The organism is Stenotrophomonas sp. Nf1 (genome assembly GCF_003028475.1).
GTDB lineage: Bacteria > Pseudomonadota > Gammaproteobacteria > Xanthomonadales > Xanthomonadaceae > Stenotrophomonas.
Window position 1 is genome coordinate 19,908 of sequence record NZ_PYTV01000004.1, and the last position, 19,255, is coordinate 39,162.

Here is a 19,255-nt window from a genome sequence, read left to right on the forward strand (position 1 = left end):
ATGAACGCGCTGACCGACCGCCAGGCCTGGCTGTTCTCGATCAAGACCTATCTGGCCGCGGTGGCTGCGCTGTACATCGCCATGGCCGGCAACCTGTCGCGCCCGTACTGGGCGATGGGCACGGTGTACATCGTCAGCCAGCCGCTGCTGGGCCCAACCCGCGCCAAGGGCGTGTACCGCATCGTTGGCACCCTGGTGGCCGGGCTGGCCACCCTGCTGGTGCTGCCGGCGTTGGTGGAAACGCCGCTGGTGCTGAGCGCGGCGATGTCGATCTGGCTGGCCGGCTGCCTGTTCATGGCGCTGCTCAACCGCGGCCCGCGCGGCTACGCATTCCTGCTGGCCGGCTACACCACCGCCTTCATCGGCTTCCCGGCGGTGACCTCGCCGGAAACCATTTTCGACACCGTGGTGGCGCGCAGCGAGGAGATCATCCTCGGCACGGTGGTGGCGGTACTGTTCGCTTCGCTGCTGTTCCCGGCCTCGGTACGACCGATGCTGCGTGCACGCATCGGCAACTGGATGGAGGACGCCGCGCAGTGGTGCCGGCAGATTCTGGAGCGCGGCCGTGCGCATGCGCCGCGCAACCGGCTGGCCGCCGACCTGGTGCAGTTCGAGGCGCTGATCGAGTTCCTGCGCCGTGATGACCCACGCCACGCCGGTTCGGCGGTGTCGATGGAACGGCTGCGCGAGCGCATGCTGCTGCTGTTGCCGGTGCTGTCCTCGATCGCCGACCGCCTGAGTGCGCTGCGCAGCGATGGCCAGGCCCTGCCGGAGGGCTTGCCGGCGCTGATCGATGACATCCACGACTGGCTGGATGGGCCGACCAACGCCAGCGAGTACGCGCGGCTGCGCGCGCGCATCAGTGCGTTGAAGCCGCAGGTGGACCGCGATCTTCAGCACTTGCAGCTGGCCAGCCTGCTGCTGCGCCTGGAGGAACTGGTGGACCTGTGGCAGGACTGCCGCACCCTGCAGCACGCGATCGACCATGGCACCGCGCCGCTGGACCGCGCGCACTACCGCATCCGCACCGAACGGGTGGCCGCCGACAAGCACGTCGACTACGGCATGGCGCTGTTCTCCGCGCTCAGTGCTGGCGTGGCGCTGATGAGCTACTGCGTGCTGTGGATCGCACTCGGTTGGGAAGGTGGTGGCAACGGCGCGATGATGGCCGCGGTGACCGCCGCGTTCTTCGCCGCACAGGACGACCCGGCACCGAGCATGGTGTCGTTCCTGGTGTGGGCGATGGTCGCCTCGGTGGTGGCCGGTGTCTATCTGTTCGGCGTGTTCCCTGCGGTGCATGACTTCGGTCTGCTGGCACTGGTGCTGGCGGTGGTGTTCCTGCCGCTGGGGTTGATGCTGCACCACCCCAAGAGCGCGCTGTTCGCACTGCCGCTGACGGTGAACCTGGCCGCGCTGCTGAGCCTGCAGAACACCTACAGCGCCAACATCCAGACCTTCCTCAACTCGTCCATCGCGATGTTCATTGGCATTGGCTTTGCGGTGGTGATGACCCGCCTGTTCCGTTCGGTGGGTGCCGAATGGACCGCGCGCCGGCTGGTGCGGCAAGGCTGGACCACGCTGGCCGAGGCCGCCGAGGGCCGTGGCCAGCAGGACCGGCAGCGCTTCGCCGCACGCATGCTCGACCTGCTGGGCCTGCTCGCACCGCGCCTGGCGGCGACGCCGGAAGGCAGCGACATCGCCTCGGTGGACATGCTCAACGAGGCACGCATCGGCCTGAACATCCTGCAGTTGCGCCGCGCCCGGCTGGAACTGCCCGAGCGCAGCCGCGAGGCGGTCGAGCACATCCTGGAGGACATCGCCGCGCACTACCGGCGGCAGATTGCCGCGCGCAAGCCGATGGTGGCGGCCGAGGCGCTGCGCGAGCGGCTGGATACCTCGCTGGGCCGGGTTGGCAGCGTGGGCGCCTGCAAGGCCCGCGACGAGGCGCTGATGGGCCTGATCGGCCTGCGCTTTGCGCTGTTCCCGGAGGCGAAGGCGTTGGCGCCGGGTTGGGTGGGCGCCGCACAGGTCTAGCGCGCTACCCTGTGCAGCCGCAGACCCTGCGATGGGGTCAGCGCCCTCTCCTGCGGAGAGGGATCCGGCCCCGGCGCTGCAACAGGACGGTTCAATGAGTTACGACATGATGGTGTTCGAGGCCAGCGTGGCCCCGCGCGAAGCGGCGGCCTTCATCGCCTGGTTCGAGAAGCAGACGCAGTGGAACGAGCGCCACGACTATGACGACCCGGCCGTCAGCAGCCCGGCACTGCAGGCGTGGTTCGCCGAGATGGCGCAGGAATTCCCGCCCATGAACGGGCCGCTGAGCAACGACGAGGACGATCGCGCCGAGGTGACCGAGTACAGCATCGGCCGCGAGGTGATCTACGGCGCGTTCGCCTTCTCCGTCGCCGAGCGCGCGCATGGCCGCGTGCAGGACCTGGCCGAGAAGCACGGCGTGGGCTTCTTCGATGTCGGTGCCGATGAAGCGGCCATCGTCTTCCCCGATGGGCTGGTGCTGATCGCGGAATGATGCCGGGTCGGATCCCTCCCGAAGGGAGGGCTCCGACCCCGGTTCAGAACAACTGGCCCTGCACCGTGGGCTGTTCGATGGGCGTCGGTGCTTCGGCCACATTGTCCGCACCCAGCCGCCAGGCCAGACCACCGAGGCGGCTGGCGTGGCGCTTCAATGCGGCCTGCAGCACCTCGGCGCTGCCGGCCACATGCAGCACCTGGCGGGCGCGGGTCAGGCCGGTGTAGACCAGCTCGCGCGACAGCACACGACTGTCCTGGCGCGGCAGCTGCAGCCACACTTCGTCGAACTCCGAACCCTGCGCCTTGTGCACGGTCATCGCGAACGCGCTTTCGTGCGCAGGCAACGCGGCCGGGTGGAAGGCACGCGGCTGCTCGACGGTCTCGCCGGGGAACCAGGCCACCATCGCGCCGCTGCCATCGCGCAGACAAATGCCGATATCGCCATTGAAAAGGCGATGTCGGTAGCTGTTCTCGGTGACCAGCAGCAGGCGGCCCTGGAAGTAGCCCGGGGTATTGCCGGCCAGCAGCTGTTCGATACGGCTGTTGAGGCCACGTGCCCCCTGCGGGCCTTCGCGCAGTGCGGTCAGCACGCGCAGGCGCCCGGCCTGCTGCAGCGCAAGCACCGGATCGGGCGCCTCGGCCAGCGCGCGCCAATGGCCGAGCAGATGCTCACGCTGGCCGCGCAATGGATCGGCCTCACCTTCGTGGAAGTGCACGCCCGCCAGCGACCCACCACGCAGCAGCTGCAAGGCGGTGCTGCTGTCGCCCTCGCGCACGGCATGCGCCAGCGGCGCCAGGTCCAGCGCATCGCTTTGCCGGTAGCCGCGTTGCAGCTGCACGCGGCGGCCGGCGAAGGCGCGTGGTGCGGCCTGGGGTTGCAGCGTGGCCGGTGCCAGCAGGCCATGCAGCGCCTGCGCGTCGTCGGCGCGGGTGCCGATGCCATCGCCGCTGGCGCGCAGGATCGCGCTGAGCACATCACCGGCCTCGACCGACGGCAGCTGGTCGGGATCGCCGAGCAGGATCAGGCGGGTACCGCTGGCGATCGCATCGACCAGCTTGGCCATCATCGGCAGATCGATCATCGACGCTTCGTCGACCACCACCACATCCACCGGCAGCGGATTGTCGGCGTGGTGGCGGAAGCGTGGCGAATCCGGGATCACGCCGAGCAGGCGATGCAGGGTGGTGCCGGTACTGGGCAGTGCCGCGCACAGCGCCGGATCCACACCGTCTTCCTGCAGGCGCTGCACAGCCAGCCGCAGGCTTTCGGCCATGCGTTCGGCGGCGCGTCCGGTGGGTGCGGCCAAGGCCACCTCGGGCAATGGCTGGCCGGCCTGCCGGGCCTGCGCGGCCAACAGCAGCAGCAGGCGCGCGATGGTGGTGGTCTTGCCGGTGCCGGGACCGCCGGTCACCAGCGCCAGCGGATGACGCAGGGTCACGCCGGCGGCACGCGCCTGGTGATCCTCATGGCCCGCGGCCTGCGGGAACAACCGCGCAAACAGCGGTGCCAATGCGCTCATGTCCGGCGCCGGCAGCGGATGGCGGCCGATGCGCTGCAGGCCGGAGGCCAGCTGGCGTTCGTACTCGCGGTAGCGGCGCAGGTACAGCAGGCCGTTCTCCAGCACCAGCGGTACGTCCTCGGCGATGGCCTCGGCCTGCTCCGGTGTGGCCACCCACGGCGATGCGCGCAACTGTGCCAGCCAGGCCTGCGCATCCGGCCATTCCGGCACGCCTTCCAGCAGACGCTGCGGCTGCGCCGGATCGAAACCGGCGTGGCCCTGCGACACCGCCAGTGAGGCCAACGCAGCGGCAACCGCCACGGCATCGGGGGTATCCTCGCGCAGCCGTTGCAGGCTGGTCGCCAGTGCATGGTCGAGGGTGCGCAGCAGGCCCATCTGGAACAGTTCCTTCAACAGGCTCATGCGCTGGCTCCCCGCGCACGCGCGGCCAGTTCGGCCTGGGCCTGCTCACCACCGGCGAACAGCGCATCCAGCGCATCCACCAGTGCCAGCGGGAAGCGATCCACATGCACGCCGTTGCCCGTGCCATCCAGGCCACGGCAGAACAGGTAGCGGATGCCGCCCATGTCGCGCTCGTAATCGTAGGCCGCGCCGAGGCGGAAACGCAGCCAGCGATGCAGGGCCACGGTGTAGATCAGCGCCTGCAGGTCGTATTCGCTGTGGCGCATGGCGATGGCCAGCAGGTCCGGGCTGTAGCCGGGCAGGCGGTTGGACTTGTAGTCGAGCACGTACCAGCGCCCATCGCGCACGTAGGTCAGGTCGATCATGCCGGTCATCAGCCCTTCCAGCCGACGGCGCTGGCCGAAGCCGCGGCGCGCGCTGGAAACACCATGTGCGTGCAGCACCTGCAGCAGCGCCGGCACGGTGGTGGCCTCGATGGCGAAGTGGAAGTCGATTTCGGCGCGGCGCTCGCCTTCGCCGAGGCTGTGCAGCGCACCGCCCTCGGGCAGCGGCACGGTCAGCGTGTGGCCCACCAGCGGCACCAGCACTGCCACGCCATCGTCCAGATCGGCGTCGGCATAGCCTTCGTCGTGCAGCGCCCTGCGCAGCACCTCGGCCTGCCCCTCGGGCGCTTCCATTCCCGGTTGCCAATCCGCCCAGGCAGTGAAGTCGACGTTCTCCATCGCCTCATGCAGCACGTTGCCGAAACGGCTGCCCATGAAACGCGGGTCGAGCGGCGCGCTGTCTTCGGCGGCTGCGGCCGGCTCCGGCAATGCCGGTTCCAGCGGCAGTTCCGGGCCGGCCGGTTCGTCGGCCGCTGGTGCTGGCAGTTCGGTGGCGGCCGCTTCGATATCGTCGCCGGCGCCAGCATCGGCATGCGCCAGCTGGGTGAAGCTGTACACCCACCAGTCGTGCGGCACGCGCCGGCTCAGCGCGCGCACGGCCGGAAGGTCACCTTCCACCTCGGCGGCCAGCGGCGGCAGGACGGCGGGCACGTCGCTGTCATCGACACTTACATCGGCCTGCGCACGCAGCATCTGCAGGTCGCCCAGCAGGGGGGCCAGGCGCGTCTTTCCCAGCCCGGCCAGGTCGCCCACGGCGATCCACAGCGCATGCTCGGCACGGGTCAGGCCGACATACAGCAGGCGCGCATCCTCGGCGCGTTGTTCGCGTTCGCGCTGCGCGGCGGCGGCCTCCCAGGCCTCGTCCCTGTCCAGCTTCCAGTGCAGCTGGCGCTGGCCATCCACATGTATCGTGCAGTGCGCCGCCGTGTTGGGGGCGCCGCCGTCGATGCCGACGAACGGCAGGAACACCAGCGGGTATTCCAGGCCCTTGCTCTTGTGCAGGGTGATGATCTGCACGCGGCGCGCGTCCGACTCCAGGCGCAGCAGCTGCTGCTCGTCATCCTGGTCGGCGCTGGCCATCTGGCCCTGCAGCCAATCCAGCAGGCCGTGCATGCCCAGCGCCTGCGCCGAGGCCTCCTGCAGCAGTTCACCCAGCTGCAGGTAGTTGGTCAGGCGACGTTCGCCGTCGATCAGCGTCAGCAGGCGTTCGCCCTGTTCGGAACACACATCGGCGATCACCGCGAACGGTCCGCCGCGCTGCCAGCGCTCGCGCCACTGCAGCAATTGCGCCTGGAATTCGCGTTGCAGATCGCCTTCACGCTCCATCGCGGCGATCGCACTGGCGCGTTGGCCGAGCAGTACGGTGGCCAGCGCTGCGCGCAGGCGGCCTTCGTCAGCCGGTTGCAGCAGTGCCAGCAGCAACGCACGAAGATCACGCGCTTCGGGGGTGGCGAACAGGCTCTGCTTGCCGGCCGCCACTGCCGGAATGCCGGCCGCGGCCAGCGCGCGCTGCACCAGGGTGGCCTCGCGGTGCGAACGCACCAGCACGGCGATGTCACCCGGCTGCACCGGTCGCCCTCGCAGCACGGCCCTGCCGGCGCGCGCGTCGACCAGGGTCTGGTGGATGGCGGCGACGCAGGCCCGGGTGGCCGCCTCGCGCGAGGCGTCGGCGCTCATTGCCTTGTCGCCGCCGCTGCGCAGCACACGCAGGGTCAAACCGGGGGCGCAGAGGCCGTCGCGCAGGTAATCATCATCGCCGCGCACGCCGCCAGGGCGTACCGGTTCGAACTGAATGTCGCGTTCGAGGAAGGCGTCCTCGCCGCCGTTGTCATACAGCGCCTGCAGCGCGCGCAGCACGGCCGGGCGCGAACGGAAGTTCTGGTCCAGCACCGGCGCCTGCTGCGCTGCCTGCTTGGCCTTCAGGTAGGTGTGGATGTCACCGCCGCGGAAGCCATAGATGGCCTGCTTCGGGTCACCGATCAGGAACAGCGCCGGCGCCAGGCCCAGCTCGCGCACCTCCGGCGAATCGCCGAACACGGTGTGGAAGATGCCCCACTGGCGGTCGTCGGTGTCCTGGAACTCATCAACCAGCGCGATGCGGTACTGCGCGCGCAGCTGCCGGACCAGTGCCAGCCGCTGCGGGCCCTCCAGGGCCAACGCCACGCCATCGATCAGGTCATCGTAGGTCTGCACCCGGCGCGTGCGCTTCAGTGCCTGCAGGCGTTGCGTGGCTTCGTCGCGCAGCATGTGCAGGAAATTCAGCGCGGTGGCGCGCAGCCAGGTATCACGCTCGGCCAGCAGCGCGACGTAGCGGGCCAGCGCGGCCTGCAGCGGCGACGACGGCGTGCGCTCGGCGAATTTCTTGTTGGTCTTGGCCGTCAGCGCCTCCGGCAGCAGCGCCGGCAGGCGTTCGTTGGTCAGCAGCTCGCGCGGATCGGCGCGCTCGGCCCAGGCCAGCAGCTGCCGGCCCAGGGGATGCAGCCAGCCCAGCTTGTAGGACACGCCGTTGATCCACTTGTTGTCGACTGCATCGCAGAGATCGATGAAGAACTGCTCGCCATGCTCGCGCACGCGTACGGACAGCTCTTTTGCAGCACCCTGCAGGGCGGCATGCGGATCGGCCAGCGCCACCGGCTGCGGCAACGGGTGCAGGGGCGGCGCAGCCAGCAGCGCGCGCAGATCGGCGGCCAGTGCGTCCGGGGTGGACCACAGCCAGGTCAGCGGCTCCAGCGTGGCCGGGTCATTGGCATGCACGCGCCACAGATCCGCTGCCAGTTCCTCCAGCAACTCGCGGTCACTGGCCAGCAGTTCCGGCGGGTCGAAGGTGTGGCCGCTCTCCAGCGCATGCTCGCGCAGCACGCGGGTGCAGAAGCCGTGGATGGTGAAGATCGAAGCGAGGTCGATCTCATCGGCGGCCACCTGCAGGCGGCGCTTCAATGCCGGCGCGCTTTCGCTGCTCCCCTGCAGATGACGCTGCAGCACCTCGCGGGTGAGGCGCACGTCCGGCGCTTCGCCCTCGGCCGGCTCCAGATCGACCAGCCGCGCCGCCAGCGCCAGGCGCTCGCGGATGCGCTTGCGCAGTTCCTGGGTGGCGGCATCGGTGAAGGTCACCGCCAGGATCTGGCCGATGCGCAGGCCCTGCTCCACCACCAGGCGGGTGAACAGCGTGGCCAGGGTGAAGGTCTTGCCGGTACCGGCGCTGGCCTCGATCAGGCGGATGCCATCCAGCGGCAGCGCCAGGTAGGGATCACTGCCGGAGCGGTCGATGCCGTCGTCCACGATGACGTTGTTCATTCGCTGCCCTCCTGGCGTGCATCCGTGCCAAGGGTGCGGCCTTCGCGTACCGCACTGAAGACCACCTGGCTGTTGCGCAGCAGATCGGCATAGCTGGCATCGGTGGCGAACGGATCGGCACCGCGCAGCAGCAGCTGCCAGGCGTCGCTGCTGGATTCACCCCAGCTGCGATCGCTGCCATGCCACTGCTTCCAGCCTTCGCTGCGTTGTTTGTCGCCCGCGGTGCTGTACAGCACCCAGCCGGTATAGGGCGCAAAGCGCAGCGGTTCGCGCAGGCCGCGCTGGCGCAGCTGCAGCAACGCACGCAACGCCGCGCGTGCTGCCGACACGCTCAACGCCGGCTGCACATGCGGGCCCGGCCCGGCATCGCCGCCATCGTGGAACTGCACCAGTGGCAAGGCGTCACCGGCGGCATTGGCCAACAGCCAATCCAGTCCCTGGCGGATCACCGCATTGCCGTTGAGGGTGCCGGCACGCAGTCGCACCAGGCCCTCGGGATGGCGGTCGGCGATCCGGCCGTGCAGGCGCACACCATCGATGTTCACCTCATAGCGGCGGCTTTCCAGTGGTTGGCCCTGCATCCAGCCCAGCAGAGCGCTGGCATACGGACGGGTCTTCAGCTGCTCCACCTCGAACTGGCGCTCGCCCAACGCACCGGAGGGCAGCAGGCCGCGCGCGCGCAGCCGCGGATACAACGGCTCGGTGTCACCATTGAGCGTGGCCCGCACCACCGCGGCCTGCACGCTGCGCTTTTCCGGGCCGCGCGAAGACAGCACCAGCGGCTCCAGGTCATCCACCTCTTCAACCTCATCGGCCAGGCGCAGGCCGAGCGACTGCGCCAGGAACTGCCCGGCCGGGTCGCACAGGAAACGGCGCAGACTATCGAGCGCAACCTCGTCTTCCACCGCGTCCTCCGGCGGTGGCGGCAACGCCGCATCGAACCACGGCGGCAGGCCACCGCGCTGGCCGCTCAACCGGCCCGCCGCCGGATGCCATTGGCGGCGATAGCTGAAGCGACGCGGATCGCCATCACCGAACGCTGCCGGCGAGAACGGCTGCAGCGCGTGGCGCACGGTGAAATCACCCACCGCCGCCGCCGGATCCAGGTGATAGGCGGCGGCGGCATCGATCAGTTCGCTGACCAGCACCGACGGTTCGCGCACGCTGCCATCGCGCGGATCGGCGCCGAGATAGCTGAGATAGAACACCTCCTGCGCGGCGGCGAACAATTGCAGGAACAGGAAGCGATCATCCTCGCGGGTGGAGCGGTCGCCCGGACGGCGGCGCGGTGTATCCAGCTCGGCGGTGAGCTGGTTGAGGCCCGCGGCCGGATCGCGGCGCGGGAAATCACCATCGTTGAGGCCCAGCACGCAGATCACCCGGAACGGCAGCAGGCGCATCGGCACCATGCGGCCAAAGCTGATGCCACCGGTCAACAACGGCGCACGTGTATCGGCCTCGCCCAGTGCACCGGCAAAGTGTGCACGCACCACCTCCGGTGGTACGCCCTCGTCGAAGCCGGCCTTGGCAGCGTCTTCGGCAAACTGGTTGAGCAGCCTGCGCAGGCGCTCCAGCGCACGCTGGCTGTTGGGCGAGCTGGGCGCGACCGGCAGCAGCGCGTCGAGCAGCGACAGCAGCCGCTGCCGCCACTGCGCCGGGGTCAGCAGCTCGCCGAGGCGACGCTGATAGATCGCCAGCACGCGCAGCAGCCGCAGCAGCCGGTCCAGCGCCTCCAGCGCGCCACCTTCCAGCTCGATCCACGGTGCCACCCCGGCCAGGTCGGCCTCGCTGCCGGTGGCATGGCCCAGCAGCAAGCGGTCCAGTGCGAACTGCCAAGTGTAGGCATCATCGGCCGGCGCCTGGTGCTGGTGGCGGTGCCTGGCATCCAGGCCCCAGCGTGCGCCGGCCTGCTGCAGCCAGCCATGCAGACGATCGAAGTCCACCGCTTCCAGCCCGGCCGCTTCGGCCAATGGCGCGCTGGCCAGCAGGTCCAGCACCTCGTTCAGGCCGAAGCGCGAGACCGGCAGGCCCAGCAGGTGCACGAACACGTCGGCCAGCGGCTCGCCGGCCAGCGGGCTGCTGTCGGCCAGCGCATAGGGAATGTGCTCGTCCTCGCCGGCGCGACCACCGAACACCGCTTCCAGGTAGGGCACGTACGGGTCGATATCCGGCGCCAGCACCGCGATCTCACGCGCCTGCAGCGGCGGGTCGAAGCGCGGGTCCTGCAGCAGGCTGCGCAGCTGGTCATGCAGCACCTGCAGCTCGCGCAGGCGGGTGTGGCAGGCGTGTACCTGCAGGCTGGGGTCGTCGCTGCGCAGCCCGTCGCGCAGTGCGCCCGAGGGCAGCGCGCGGCGGTGGAACAGGTCGCGCTGCAGCCGGTGCAACAGGCTGTCGGACAGGCCGCCGTCGTCCAGGCTCGGCCGGGTGTCCTCTTCCGGATCGGAATAGGCGGCGATCTCGCCGGCCGGGTGCACCACCTCGTAGCTGCCCAGCACCGCCATGAAGTCGCGCCCTGCCGCGCTCCAGGCTTCCAGCAGGCGGTTCTCGCCGGCGGCCTCGCCGAAGGGGTCGGGCGCGCCGCTGCGCAGGCGCTCGGCCAGCGTCTGCAGGTCGCCCCAGTACGACTGCACCGGGGTGGGCATGTAGAAATGGAGTTCGCCCACCCGCGCCTGGGTCGCCATCACCCGCAGCACGTCGGGTGAGATGTTGAGCGTTGCGAACGCGGACATGCGCAGCGGCAGGCCCTGCGGCAGGGGTTGCCCGGGCCCTTCAGAGCGGTCCAGGTAGGCCTGGATGCGGCGCGCGCGGTAGTCGCGCCCTTCGGCAATGGTGCGCCAGAGGATCGCCTGCGGATCGGCCGGATCGGCGCCGGCCTCCCAGCGCAGCAGCCAGTCGCGGCGCCAGGCCTGGTACTTCTCGAACACCGAGGCCAGCTCCCCGGCCAGCGCCCAGGGCTTGAGTGCATCGTCGCCGGCAAGGTAGCTCTGCAGCGCGCGCATCGGCGGTTGCGCCAACAGGGACGGATCACGCAGCGCCTGGTACAGCTTCCAGTGCAGGCCGGCGGCATCCAGGTCGTCGTGTTCGCCCGGGACATTGGCGTTGAGCGCACGCGCCACGAACTCACCGGGCGTGAGGAACTCAAGATTGGCGGCCACGCCATACTCGGCGGCCAGTGTCGCCTGCAGCCAGCGCCGCATCGCCACCTGCGGGATCAGCACCACTTCCGGGGCGAGCAGCGGCTGGCCCGGAACCGGCGCGCGCACGTTGCGCGCCAGCAGCGCGGCCAGCACGTCCAGGGAGTTGGAATGGTAGAGGCGGAAGTCGCTGCCCGGGTCACTCATCGTGCACAGTGTGCAGCACCGCAGGCCGTATTCAATGGCCGATACCGTCACCGGTACGGATTGTTCCGGCGCCCCCGCCGATTGTCCCGGGCCGGGCGAGCCCTTGTCGTGCAACAATACTGGACCGTCCAGTCTGCTTTTGTTCAGCCGACTGACCCGATCCTTCGATGTCTAAAAAACGTTAATGGTGCCCATGTCGGCTTCCGCCTCCAGTCTGGTGCAGTTATCCAACGTCCGCATCGACCGGAGCGGGCGCACGATCCTGCGCGATGTCTCGCTGCAGGTGCCCACGGGCAGCATCACCGCCGTGCTCGGTCCGTCCGGCAGCGGCAAGTCGACCCTGCTGGCGGCACTGACCGGCGAGCTGCGCCCGGTCGCCGGCGAGGTCACGCTGTTCGGCAAGCCCATCCCGCACGACAGCGGTGCACTGCTGGAGATGCGCAAGAGCGTGGGCGTGCTGCTGCAGGGCAACGGCCTGCTGACCGACCTTACCGTGGCTGAGAACGTCGAGCTGCCGCTGCGCACGCATACGCGCCTGCCCAGGGCCGTGCTGCGCCGGCTGGTGGAGATGAAGCTGCATGCGGTGGGCCTGCTGGCGGCCGCCGATGCGTGGCCACGCGAGCTGTCCGGCGGCATGGCGCGCCGCGTGGCGCTGGCCCGTGCGCTGGCGCTGGACCCGCCGCTGATGATCTATGACGAGCCGCTGACCGGGCTGGACCCGATCGCCTCCGGGGTGATCATGAGCCTGATCCAGCGCCTCAACCACAGCCTGGGCCTGACCAGCATCATCGTCAGCCACCACGTGCACGAGACCCTGCCGATCTGCGACCAGGTGATCGCGATCGCCAATGGCGGCATCGTGTTCCAGGGCACGCCCGAAGCGCTGCAGTCCAGCCAGGACCCGCTGCTGCGGCAGTTTCTGCATGGCCAGCCCGATGGCCCCATCCCGTTCGATGCCGCGCCGCGCGCGAGGGTTGCCTGATGCCGTTCGTGCAAGCCACCCGTTCGCTGGGCCGCGCCGGCCTGTTCTCGCTGACCGTGCTGCGCGGTTCATTGCCCACGCGCGACTTCCTGGCCGAGCTGACCCGCGAGATCTACAAGATCGGCGCGCGCTCGCTGCCGATCATCGCCGTCGGCGGTGCCTTCGTCGGCCTGGTCCTGACCCTGCAGGGCTACCGCACGCTGACCACCTTCGGGGCGGCCGACGCGCTGTCGACGCTGCTCGGGCTGTCGCTGTACCGCGAGCTGGCGCCGGTGCTGACCGCGCTGTTGTTCATCGGCCGCGCCGGCAGCTCGATCGCCGCCGAACTGGGCCTGATGCGCGCCACCGACCAGATCAAGGCGCTGGAGCTGATGGCGATCGACCCGGTGGCCAAGGCCGTGGCGCCGCGCTTCTGGGCGGCGGTGCTGACCGTGCCACTGCTGACCGGCGTCTTCTGTTCGCTGGCGATCAGTGCCAGCTACTTCGAAGCGGTGCACGTGCTGGGCCTGGACAATGGCGTGTTCTGGTCGGCGCTGCGCAACAGCGTGGACTTCTGGGATGACTTCGGCGTGGCGATGCTGAAATCGGCGATCTTCGGCGGCACCGCCGCGCTGGTTGCCGCCTACGTTGGTTTCCACGCCGAGCCGACCATCGAGGGCACCTCGGTGGCGACCACCCGGGCGGTGGTCAACGCCTCGCTGCTGGTGCTGATGTTCAACTTCGTGCTGTCGGCAATGTTGTTCACCTAACCCCTCCACCGGCGGTGCGCAGGCGCGCGCGGCCACCACGACTCGATCAGGTAATCCACATGGCCATCCGCGGTCCCAGACTCGAATTCTCCGTCGGCGCTTTCCTGCTGCTGGCCCTGGCCTCGCTGATGGTGCTGGCCGTGGCCTCGACCAACCAGCGCTGGAGCTGGGGCAGCGACGGCTATGAGCTGAAGGCACGCTTTTCCCAGGTCGGCCAGCTGCGCAAGCAGGCGCCGGTCAAGATCGGTGGTGTCACCGTCGGCCAGGTCGCGGCGATCGACCTGGACCCGGTGAAGTTCGAATCCATCGTGACCCTGCGCATGGACAGCAAGGTCAAGGACCTGCCGGCGGACACCTCGGCCGGCATCTTCACCAGTGGTTTGCTCGGCGAGAGCTATATCGGTCTGCAGCCGGGCGGTGATCCGGAGGTACTCAAGGCCGGCGACGAGATCGTCTTCACCCAGCCGGCGGTGGACCTGATCCAGCTGGTCGGCAAGTACATGTTCAGTGGCGGCGCCGGTGGCGGCGCTGCTCAGAAGCCCAACGATGGCGCGCAGGCGCCTGCAACGGAACCGCAACCATGAAGATGAAACTGATCCCGGCCCTGCTCGCCTCGGCGCTGCTGGTGGCCACCCCGTTCCTGGCCCAGGCCCAGGCCGCCGCCCCCGCCGCAGCCGCGACCCAGGGCCAGGCCGGCAAGGTGGTGATCGACGCCAGCAGCCGCATCCTGGCCACCCTGCAGCAGCGCAAGAGCGAGTTCACCAGCAACCCGGCCAGCCTGCGCAGCTACATCGACAGCGAACTGACCCGCACCTTCGACCGCGACTACGCTGCGCGCCTGGTGCTGGGCCCGCACGCCCGCGGCGCGTCGGACGCGGACATCAAGCTGTTTGCCGATGCGATGGCCGACAGCCTGATGCAGCGCTACGGCTCGACCCTGCTCAACATCCAGGGCAAGCCCAGCTTCCGCCTGAAGGGTGAGAGCCCGCTGCCGGGCAACCGCGGCGTGCGCGTGAGCACCGAGCTGGTGCGCGCCGGCAACGAGCCGACCCCGGTCGAGTACTGGATGCGCAACGTGAATGGCCAGTGGAAGATCTTCGACGTCAACATCGAAGGCATTTCCTACGTGCAGACCTTCCGCAACCAGTTCGACACCCCGCTGCGCCAGAAGGGCATCAAGCAGGTGGCCAGCGACCTGCGCAGCGGCAGCATGCAGGCCGGGCCCGCGGGCAATGGCAAGTAACGCACTGGCGCTGCTGGAGGGCGATACCCTGCGCCTGCGCGGTCTGCTTGACCGTGCCGCGGTGATCGCGCTGTGGCCACAGCTGCAGGCGCTGCCGGCCAAGCTGGCACGGCTGGAGCTGGGCGAGGTCGAGCGCGTGGACAGCGCCGGCCTGGCCCTGCTCGCCGAGCTTTCGGCGCGCGCACGCAAGGCCGGTCACCCGCTGGCGATTTCCGGCGTTCCGGCAGGCTTCAACGAGCTGAGCGCGGCCTACCGGCTGTCGCCCGACCTGGATTTCACTGCAACTTCTGCTGCGAGCTGACATGAACGTCGTACGCGCTTTTCCCCTGATCGTCCTGGCCACCGCGCTGACCGCCTGTGCCGGCAAGCCCGCACGCAGCGATGCACCGGCCGCCAGCACCGTCGTTCCGGCCAGCTCGACCGTCGAGGCCCCTGCCACCGCCGATACCGGCCTGGCCGAGGCGGCACCGGTGACGCCGGTGGCCGCTCCGCCGGCCGCCGCTGCGGCCTCGCCGGCGCCACCTGTTGCCGGCGCCGATACCGATGCGGCCAGGACCGCAGCGGCCACCGCACCGGGCGGTGATGACGATTTCGATGCCCTGTACGGCGGCGCCAGCAACACCGGCAGTGCGGCCGCCTACGATCCGTGGGAACCGTTCAACCGCAAGGTGCACAGGTTCAACAACGCGGTCGACCGTGGCATCGCCCGTCCGCTGGCCACGGCCTACACCCACGTGGTGCCACGCTTCGCGCGTACCGGCGTGAGCAACTTCTTCAGCAACCTGCGCGCACCGGTGACCATCACCAACCAGCTGCTGCAGGGCCGTGGCGCCGATGCGTGGGACAGCCTCGGCCGCTTCCTGATGAACAGCACGCTGGGCATCGGTGGCCTGTTCGATCCGGCCAGCAAGGCGATGGTGCCGCGTCGCAACGAAGACTTCGGCCAGACCCTGGGCGCCTGGGGCTGGCGTCGTTCGCGGTACGTGGAACTGCCGTTCTTCGGCCCGCGGACCGTGCGCGATGTGTTCGGCCTGGCCGGTGACATCCCGTTGTCGCCGATGCGCCGCATCGAAGAAGACAAGCTGCGCATCGGCCTGCAGGGCCTGCAGCTGGTCGATACGCGCGCACAGCTGCTGGCGATCGACGATCTGCGCGACACTGCCGTGGACGAATACTCGCTGGTCCGCGATGCATGGATGCAGCGCCGCAACTATCAGATCGAGAACGATCTGCGCAGCAAGCGCGACCGCGGCCACGACGATGCCAACTCGCCGATCCCGGTCGATGCGATGCCGATGCCGCAGTGGACCCACTGAGGTCGTTGATCGGTGCATGAAAAACCCCGCCTCGGCGGGGTTTTTCTTTGGCGCTGCGGGTGGGGTCGGAGCCCTTTCCCGTGGAAAGCGATCCGACCCCGGCCCGGTAGGTGCCAACCTTGGTTGGCACGCTTTGCTCAGGCAGCCAGCGCGGCCTCGATGGCTTCGCGCAGGCGCGCGTCATCGGCGGCCACGTCCGGGGCGAAGCGGGCAATGACCTTGCCATCGCGACCGACCAGGAACTTCTCGAAGTTCCACAGCACCGCCGGCGCGGCGTGGATCGGAATCTCCTTGCTGGCCAGGCGCTCGCGCAGCGGGCCTTCACCGATCGACTGCGGCTGCGCGGCGGTCAGCTGCTGGTACAGCGGGTGGGTGTCTTCGCCGGCCACGCTGATCTTGGAGAACATCGGGAAGGTGACATCGTAGGTGAGCTGGCAGAACTGCTGGATCTCCGCCTCGCTGCCCGGTTCCTGGCCCAGGAAGTTGTTGGCGGGGAAGCCCAGCACTTCCAGGCCCTGCGCGTGCTTTTCCGCATACAGCGCCTGCAGGCCTTCGTACTGCGGGGTCAGGCCGCACTTGGAGGCGACGTTGACCAGTAGCAGGACCTTGCCCTGGTAATCGGCAAGCGTGGACGGCTGGCCGTCGATGGTGGTGAGGGAAATGTCCTGGATCGGGGTGCTCACGCGGGGGCTCCGGCTACGGCGGGGAATGGCCCACCAGCATAGCGCTGCGCGCGCTGTTGTAGAGCCGAGCCTACGCTCGGCTCATTGCAGGGCAGCCGAGCATGGGCTCGGCTCTACAGGACATCTTCAATCCACGCAGATCGTGCCCTGCGCTTTGCCTTCATCAATGCGCTGACGGCAGCCGAAGTTCTGGCTGGCATCGCGCTGGCAGGTGCCGGTGGCGGCGGTACCGGCGGCCACTTCGCCGGTGGCCAGGCACTGGCCCGTGCAATCGCTCTTGCGGCTGCAGGCGTTGCCGGCGTCGGCATAGGGAATCACGCACTGCAGCCGCTGCAGGCGGCCGAGCCGTTGCAGCGTGCCGCCGGCGGCCTGGCAGTCGACATCGCGTGCCTCCTGGTAGGCCTCGGCGGCCTGCGGGCTGTCGGCTGCGTCCGCAGCGGGCGGAGCCGGTGGCGCACTGCTGCAGGCGGCGAGCACGGCGGACAGGAGCAGGCTGATACAGAGGCGAGAACGCATGGCGGCACCCGAACGCGGCGGACAGGCCGCCAGCATACGCATGGACGATGCAGGCGGCGTGTCAGCGTGGCTCAGGCTTCTTCACCGTCGCCACTGTCGTCGGCCGGCAGCGCATCGGGCAGCAGCTGCCGGCTCTGCTCGACCGGCAGCGATTCGACATCGCGCAGCTTGCGGGCGATCGCGCGGGTGCGCACGCCGGTCTGGTCGATCTGCTTGCTGGCCTGATCGAGCTTGGCCTTCACATTGTCGAGCACATCGCCGAACTTGCCGAACTCGGTCTTCACCGCGCCCAGCAGGCTCCACACCTCGCTGGACCGCTTCTCGATGGCCAGGGTGCGGAAACCCATCTGCAGGCTGTTGAGCAGTGCGGTGATGGTGGTCGGCCCGGCGACCACCACGCGGTGGTCGCGCTGCAGCAGGTCCACCAGGCCGGGGCGGCGGATCACCTCGGCATACAGCCCTTCGGTCGGCAGGAACATCACCGCGAAATCGGTGGTGTGCGGCGGCACGATGTACTTCTCGCAGATGGACTTGGCCTGCACCTTCACCGCACGCTCCAGCTGCGCGCCCTGCACGCGCACCAGTTCTGCGTCGCCCTGCTCCTGCGCGTCCAGAAGCCGCTCATAGTCTTCGCGCGGGAACTTGGAGTCGATCGGCAGCCACACCGGCGTGTCGTCGCTGCTGCGCCCCGGCAGGCGCACGGCGATGTCGACCATTTCCCCGCTGTCCGGGCGTACCTTCACCGCGCGCGCGTACTGCTCCTGGATCAGGGTCTGCTCGAGGATGTTCTCCAGCTGCACTTCACCCCAGCTGCCGCGCGTCTTGACGTTGGTCAGCACGCGCTTGAGGTCGCCCACGCCGGTGGCCAGCTGCTGCATCTCACCGAGGCCGCGCTGGACCTGTTCCAGGCGCTCGGAGACCAGCTTGAAGGACTGGCCAAGGCGGGTTTCCAGGGTGGACTGCAGCTTCTCGTCCACGGTCACGCGCATCTGTTCCAGCTTCTGTGCGTTGTCGCTCTGCAGTGCGCGCAGCTGTTCTTCCAGCGTCGTGCGCATCTCGGCGATACGCTGTTCGTTGCGCTGGGTCAGCTCCTGCAGCCGCTGGCCCAGGTTCTCGGTCAGGCGCTGCTGCGACTGCGCGCCCTCCTCGCGGCCCTTGCGTGCATCGTCCACCTGGGTCTGGCGCAGGGTACCGAGCTGGCTGTCGGTGCGCGTGGTCAGTTCCTGCAGCTGCTGGCCGAAGGCATGGATGCGCGCCTCCTGCTGCTGGCCAAAGGTATCCAGCTGGCCGCGCAGTTCCTGCAGGCGCTGGCCCATCAATGCAGCGCCGCGCTGCTGGCTTTCGGCGGACTCGGCGCGCGCCTTGCGGGCGTCCTCGCCCAGCGCCTCGCGCAGCAGGTCCAGCCGCTGGTCGGTACGCGTGGACAGATCGGTCAGCGCGCGGGCGAAGGTGTCCAGCTGTTCGCGCAGTTCGCTGCGTCCGGCCCGCGCCTCCTCTCGCACCGCCTGTTCCAGGCGGTCATGGGGCGGGCGCCGCAACAGGGCGACCAGCTGCAGGATGAGCACGGCCAATAGAAGGCCGCCGATGAGCAGGGATTCGGTTTGCATGGGGCAAGTGTAGGCTGGCACCGTCTCAAACGCTGCGCCGGGCCATGCTGGAACTGTACGGAAAGCCGACCTCGATCAACGTGCGCAAGGTGCTGTGGCTATGCGCCGGGCTGGATCAACCGGTGCAGCACGAACCGGCACCGCCAGCGGACCTGCTGGCCGCGCTCAACCCGAACCGGCAGGTGCCGGTGCTGCGCGACGGAGACTTCGTGCTGTGGGAGTCCAACAGCATCTGCCGCTACCTGGCCGCCCGCGCCGGCCGCGACGACCTGCTGCCGGTTGCGCCGCAGGCGCGCGCGCAGGTGGAGCAGTGGATGGATTGGCAGGCCAGCGACCTCAACAGCGCCTGGCGCCAGGTGTTCATGGCCCGGGTACGGCAACACCCGGACTACCCGGATGACGCCCGCGCCGAGGCCAGCTGGGTGCAGTGGAACCGGCTGATGGGCGTGCTCGACGCGCAGTTGGCCGATGGCCGGGCCCATGTCGCCGGCAGTGCGTTCACCCTGGCCGACATCGTGCTGGGCCTGTCGACCCAGCGCTGGCGCAGCACGCCAGGCAGCAAGCCCGCGCTGCCGAACGTGCAGGCCTGGTTCGAGCGCCTGCGCCAGCAGCCCGGCTTCGCCGAATACGTCGACAACGGGGTGGCCTGAGGCAGGGGTCAGATCCCTTTCCCTTTGGGAAAGGGATCTG

At 69.3% G+C, this 19,255-nt stretch carries 15 protein-coding genes; 9 read left to right on the forward strand and 6 right to left on the reverse strand.

Annotation, left to right across the window (positions count from 1 at the left end):
* Nucleotides 1–2,034, forward strand: coding sequence for an FUSC family protein (locus tag C9412_RS08830; protein WP_107231285.1), 2,034 nt, complete (start codon nt 1–3; stop codon nt 2,032–2,034).
* Nucleotides 2,035–2,128: 94 nt separating this feature from the next.
* Nucleotides 2,129–2,527, forward strand: coding sequence for a hypothetical protein (locus C9412_RS08835; protein ID WP_107231286.1), 399 nt, complete (start codon nt 2,129–2,131; stop codon nt 2,525–2,527).
* Nucleotides 2,528–2,570: 43 nt separating this feature from the next.
* Here the strand turns inward: C9412_RS08835 and recD are convergent, their stop codons facing one another.
* The 3 genes from recD to recC are packed head-to-tail and all read right to left on the reverse strand — an operon-like array spanning nt 2,571 to nt 11,469.
* Nucleotides 2,571–4,451, reverse strand: a complete 1,881-nt coding sequence (recD, locus tag C9412_RS08840) for an exodeoxyribonuclease V subunit alpha (RefSeq protein WP_107231287.1) — start codon at nt 4,449–4,451, stop codon at nt 2,571–2,573.
* Nucleotides 4,448–8,128 (reverse strand): exodeoxyribonuclease V subunit beta, encoded by a 3,681-nt coding sequence (gene recB / locus C9412_RS08845; RefSeq protein WP_107231288.1) that lies wholly within the window; start codon nt 8,126–8,128, stop codon nt 4,448–4,450. Before recB ends, recD begins: the two co-directional genes overlap by 4 nt.
* Nucleotides 8,125–11,469 (reverse strand): exodeoxyribonuclease V subunit gamma, encoded by a 3,345-nt coding sequence (gene recC, locus C9412_RS08850; protein WP_107231289.1) that lies wholly within the window; start codon nt 11,467–11,469, stop codon nt 8,125–8,127. The genes recB and recC overlap by 4 nt, the downstream gene beginning before the upstream one ends.
* A gap of 193 nt (nt 11,470–11,662) precedes the next feature.
* Here recC and C9412_RS08855 point away from each other — a divergent pair, with 193 nt between their 5' ends.
* The 6 genes from C9412_RS08855 to C9412_RS08880 are packed head-to-tail and all read left to right on the forward strand — an operon-like array spanning nt 11,663 to nt 15,759.
* Nucleotides 11,663–12,451 carry an ATP-binding cassette domain-containing protein gene (locus C9412_RS08855; protein ID WP_107231556.1) on the forward strand — a complete coding sequence of 263 codons (789 nt, stop codon included), beginning with the start codon at nt 11,663–11,665 and terminating at the stop codon, nt 12,449–12,451.
* Complete coding sequence (locus C9412_RS08860) at nt 12,451–13,200, forward strand: MlaE family lipid ABC transporter permease subunit (RefSeq protein WP_107231290.1); 750 nt, start codon at nt 12,451–12,453, stop codon at nt 13,198–13,200. Before C9412_RS08855 ends, C9412_RS08860 begins: the two co-directional genes overlap by 1 nt.
* A gap of 59 nt (nt 13,201–13,259) precedes the next feature.
* Nucleotides 13,260–13,784: an outer membrane lipid asymmetry maintenance protein MlaD gene (gene mlaD, locus C9412_RS08865; protein ID WP_057495957.1), complete on the forward strand. Its 525-nt coding sequence runs from the start codon at nt 13,260–13,262 to the stop codon at nt 13,782–13,784.
* The gene (locus C9412_RS08870) at nt 13,781–14,443 is read left to right on the forward strand and encodes an ABC transporter substrate-binding protein (protein WP_107231291.1); all 663 of its coding nucleotides are present in this window, start codon (nt 13,781–13,783) and stop codon (nt 14,441–14,443) included. Before mlaD ends, C9412_RS08870 begins: the two co-directional genes overlap by 4 nt.
* A complete protein-coding gene (locus C9412_RS08875; RefSeq protein WP_107231292.1) occupies nt 14,433–14,744 on the forward strand; it encodes an STAS domain-containing protein in 312 nt (103 codons plus the stop codon). Before C9412_RS08870 ends, C9412_RS08875 begins: the two co-directional genes overlap by 11 nt.
* Nucleotide 14,745: 1 nt before the next feature.
* Entirely contained in the window at nt 14,746–15,759 is a 1,014-nt protein-coding gene (locus tag C9412_RS08880) for a VacJ family lipoprotein (RefSeq protein ID WP_107231293.1), read from the forward strand.
* Between the two features lie 137 nt (nt 15,760–15,896).
* On the opposite strand, the gene C9412_RS08885 is transcribed toward C9412_RS08880, so the two are convergent.
* From C9412_RS08885 to rmuC, 3 genes are all read right to left on the reverse strand, one after another.
* Nucleotides 15,897–16,442 (reverse strand): glutathione peroxidase, encoded by a 546-nt coding sequence (locus C9412_RS08885; protein WP_107231294.1) that lies wholly within the window; start codon nt 16,440–16,442, stop codon nt 15,897–15,899.
* Between the two features lie 126 nt (nt 16,443–16,568).
* Entirely contained in the window at nt 16,569–16,958 is a 390-nt protein-coding gene (locus C9412_RS08890; protein WP_107231557.1) for a hypothetical protein, read from the reverse strand.
* Between the two features lie 71 nt (nt 16,959–17,029).
* Nucleotides 17,030–18,565, reverse strand: coding sequence for a DNA recombination protein RmuC (gene rmuC, locus C9412_RS08895; protein WP_107231295.1), 1,536 nt, complete (start codon nt 18,563–18,565; stop codon nt 17,030–17,032).
* Nucleotides 18,566–18,609: 44 nt separating this feature from the next.
* Here rmuC and C9412_RS08900 point away from each other — a divergent pair, with 44 nt between their 5' ends.
* Entirely contained in the window at nt 18,610–19,215 is a 606-nt protein-coding gene (locus C9412_RS08900; protein ID WP_107231296.1) for a glutathione S-transferase N-terminal domain-containing protein, read from the forward strand.
* Nucleotides 19,216–19,255: the final 40 nt, after the last annotated feature.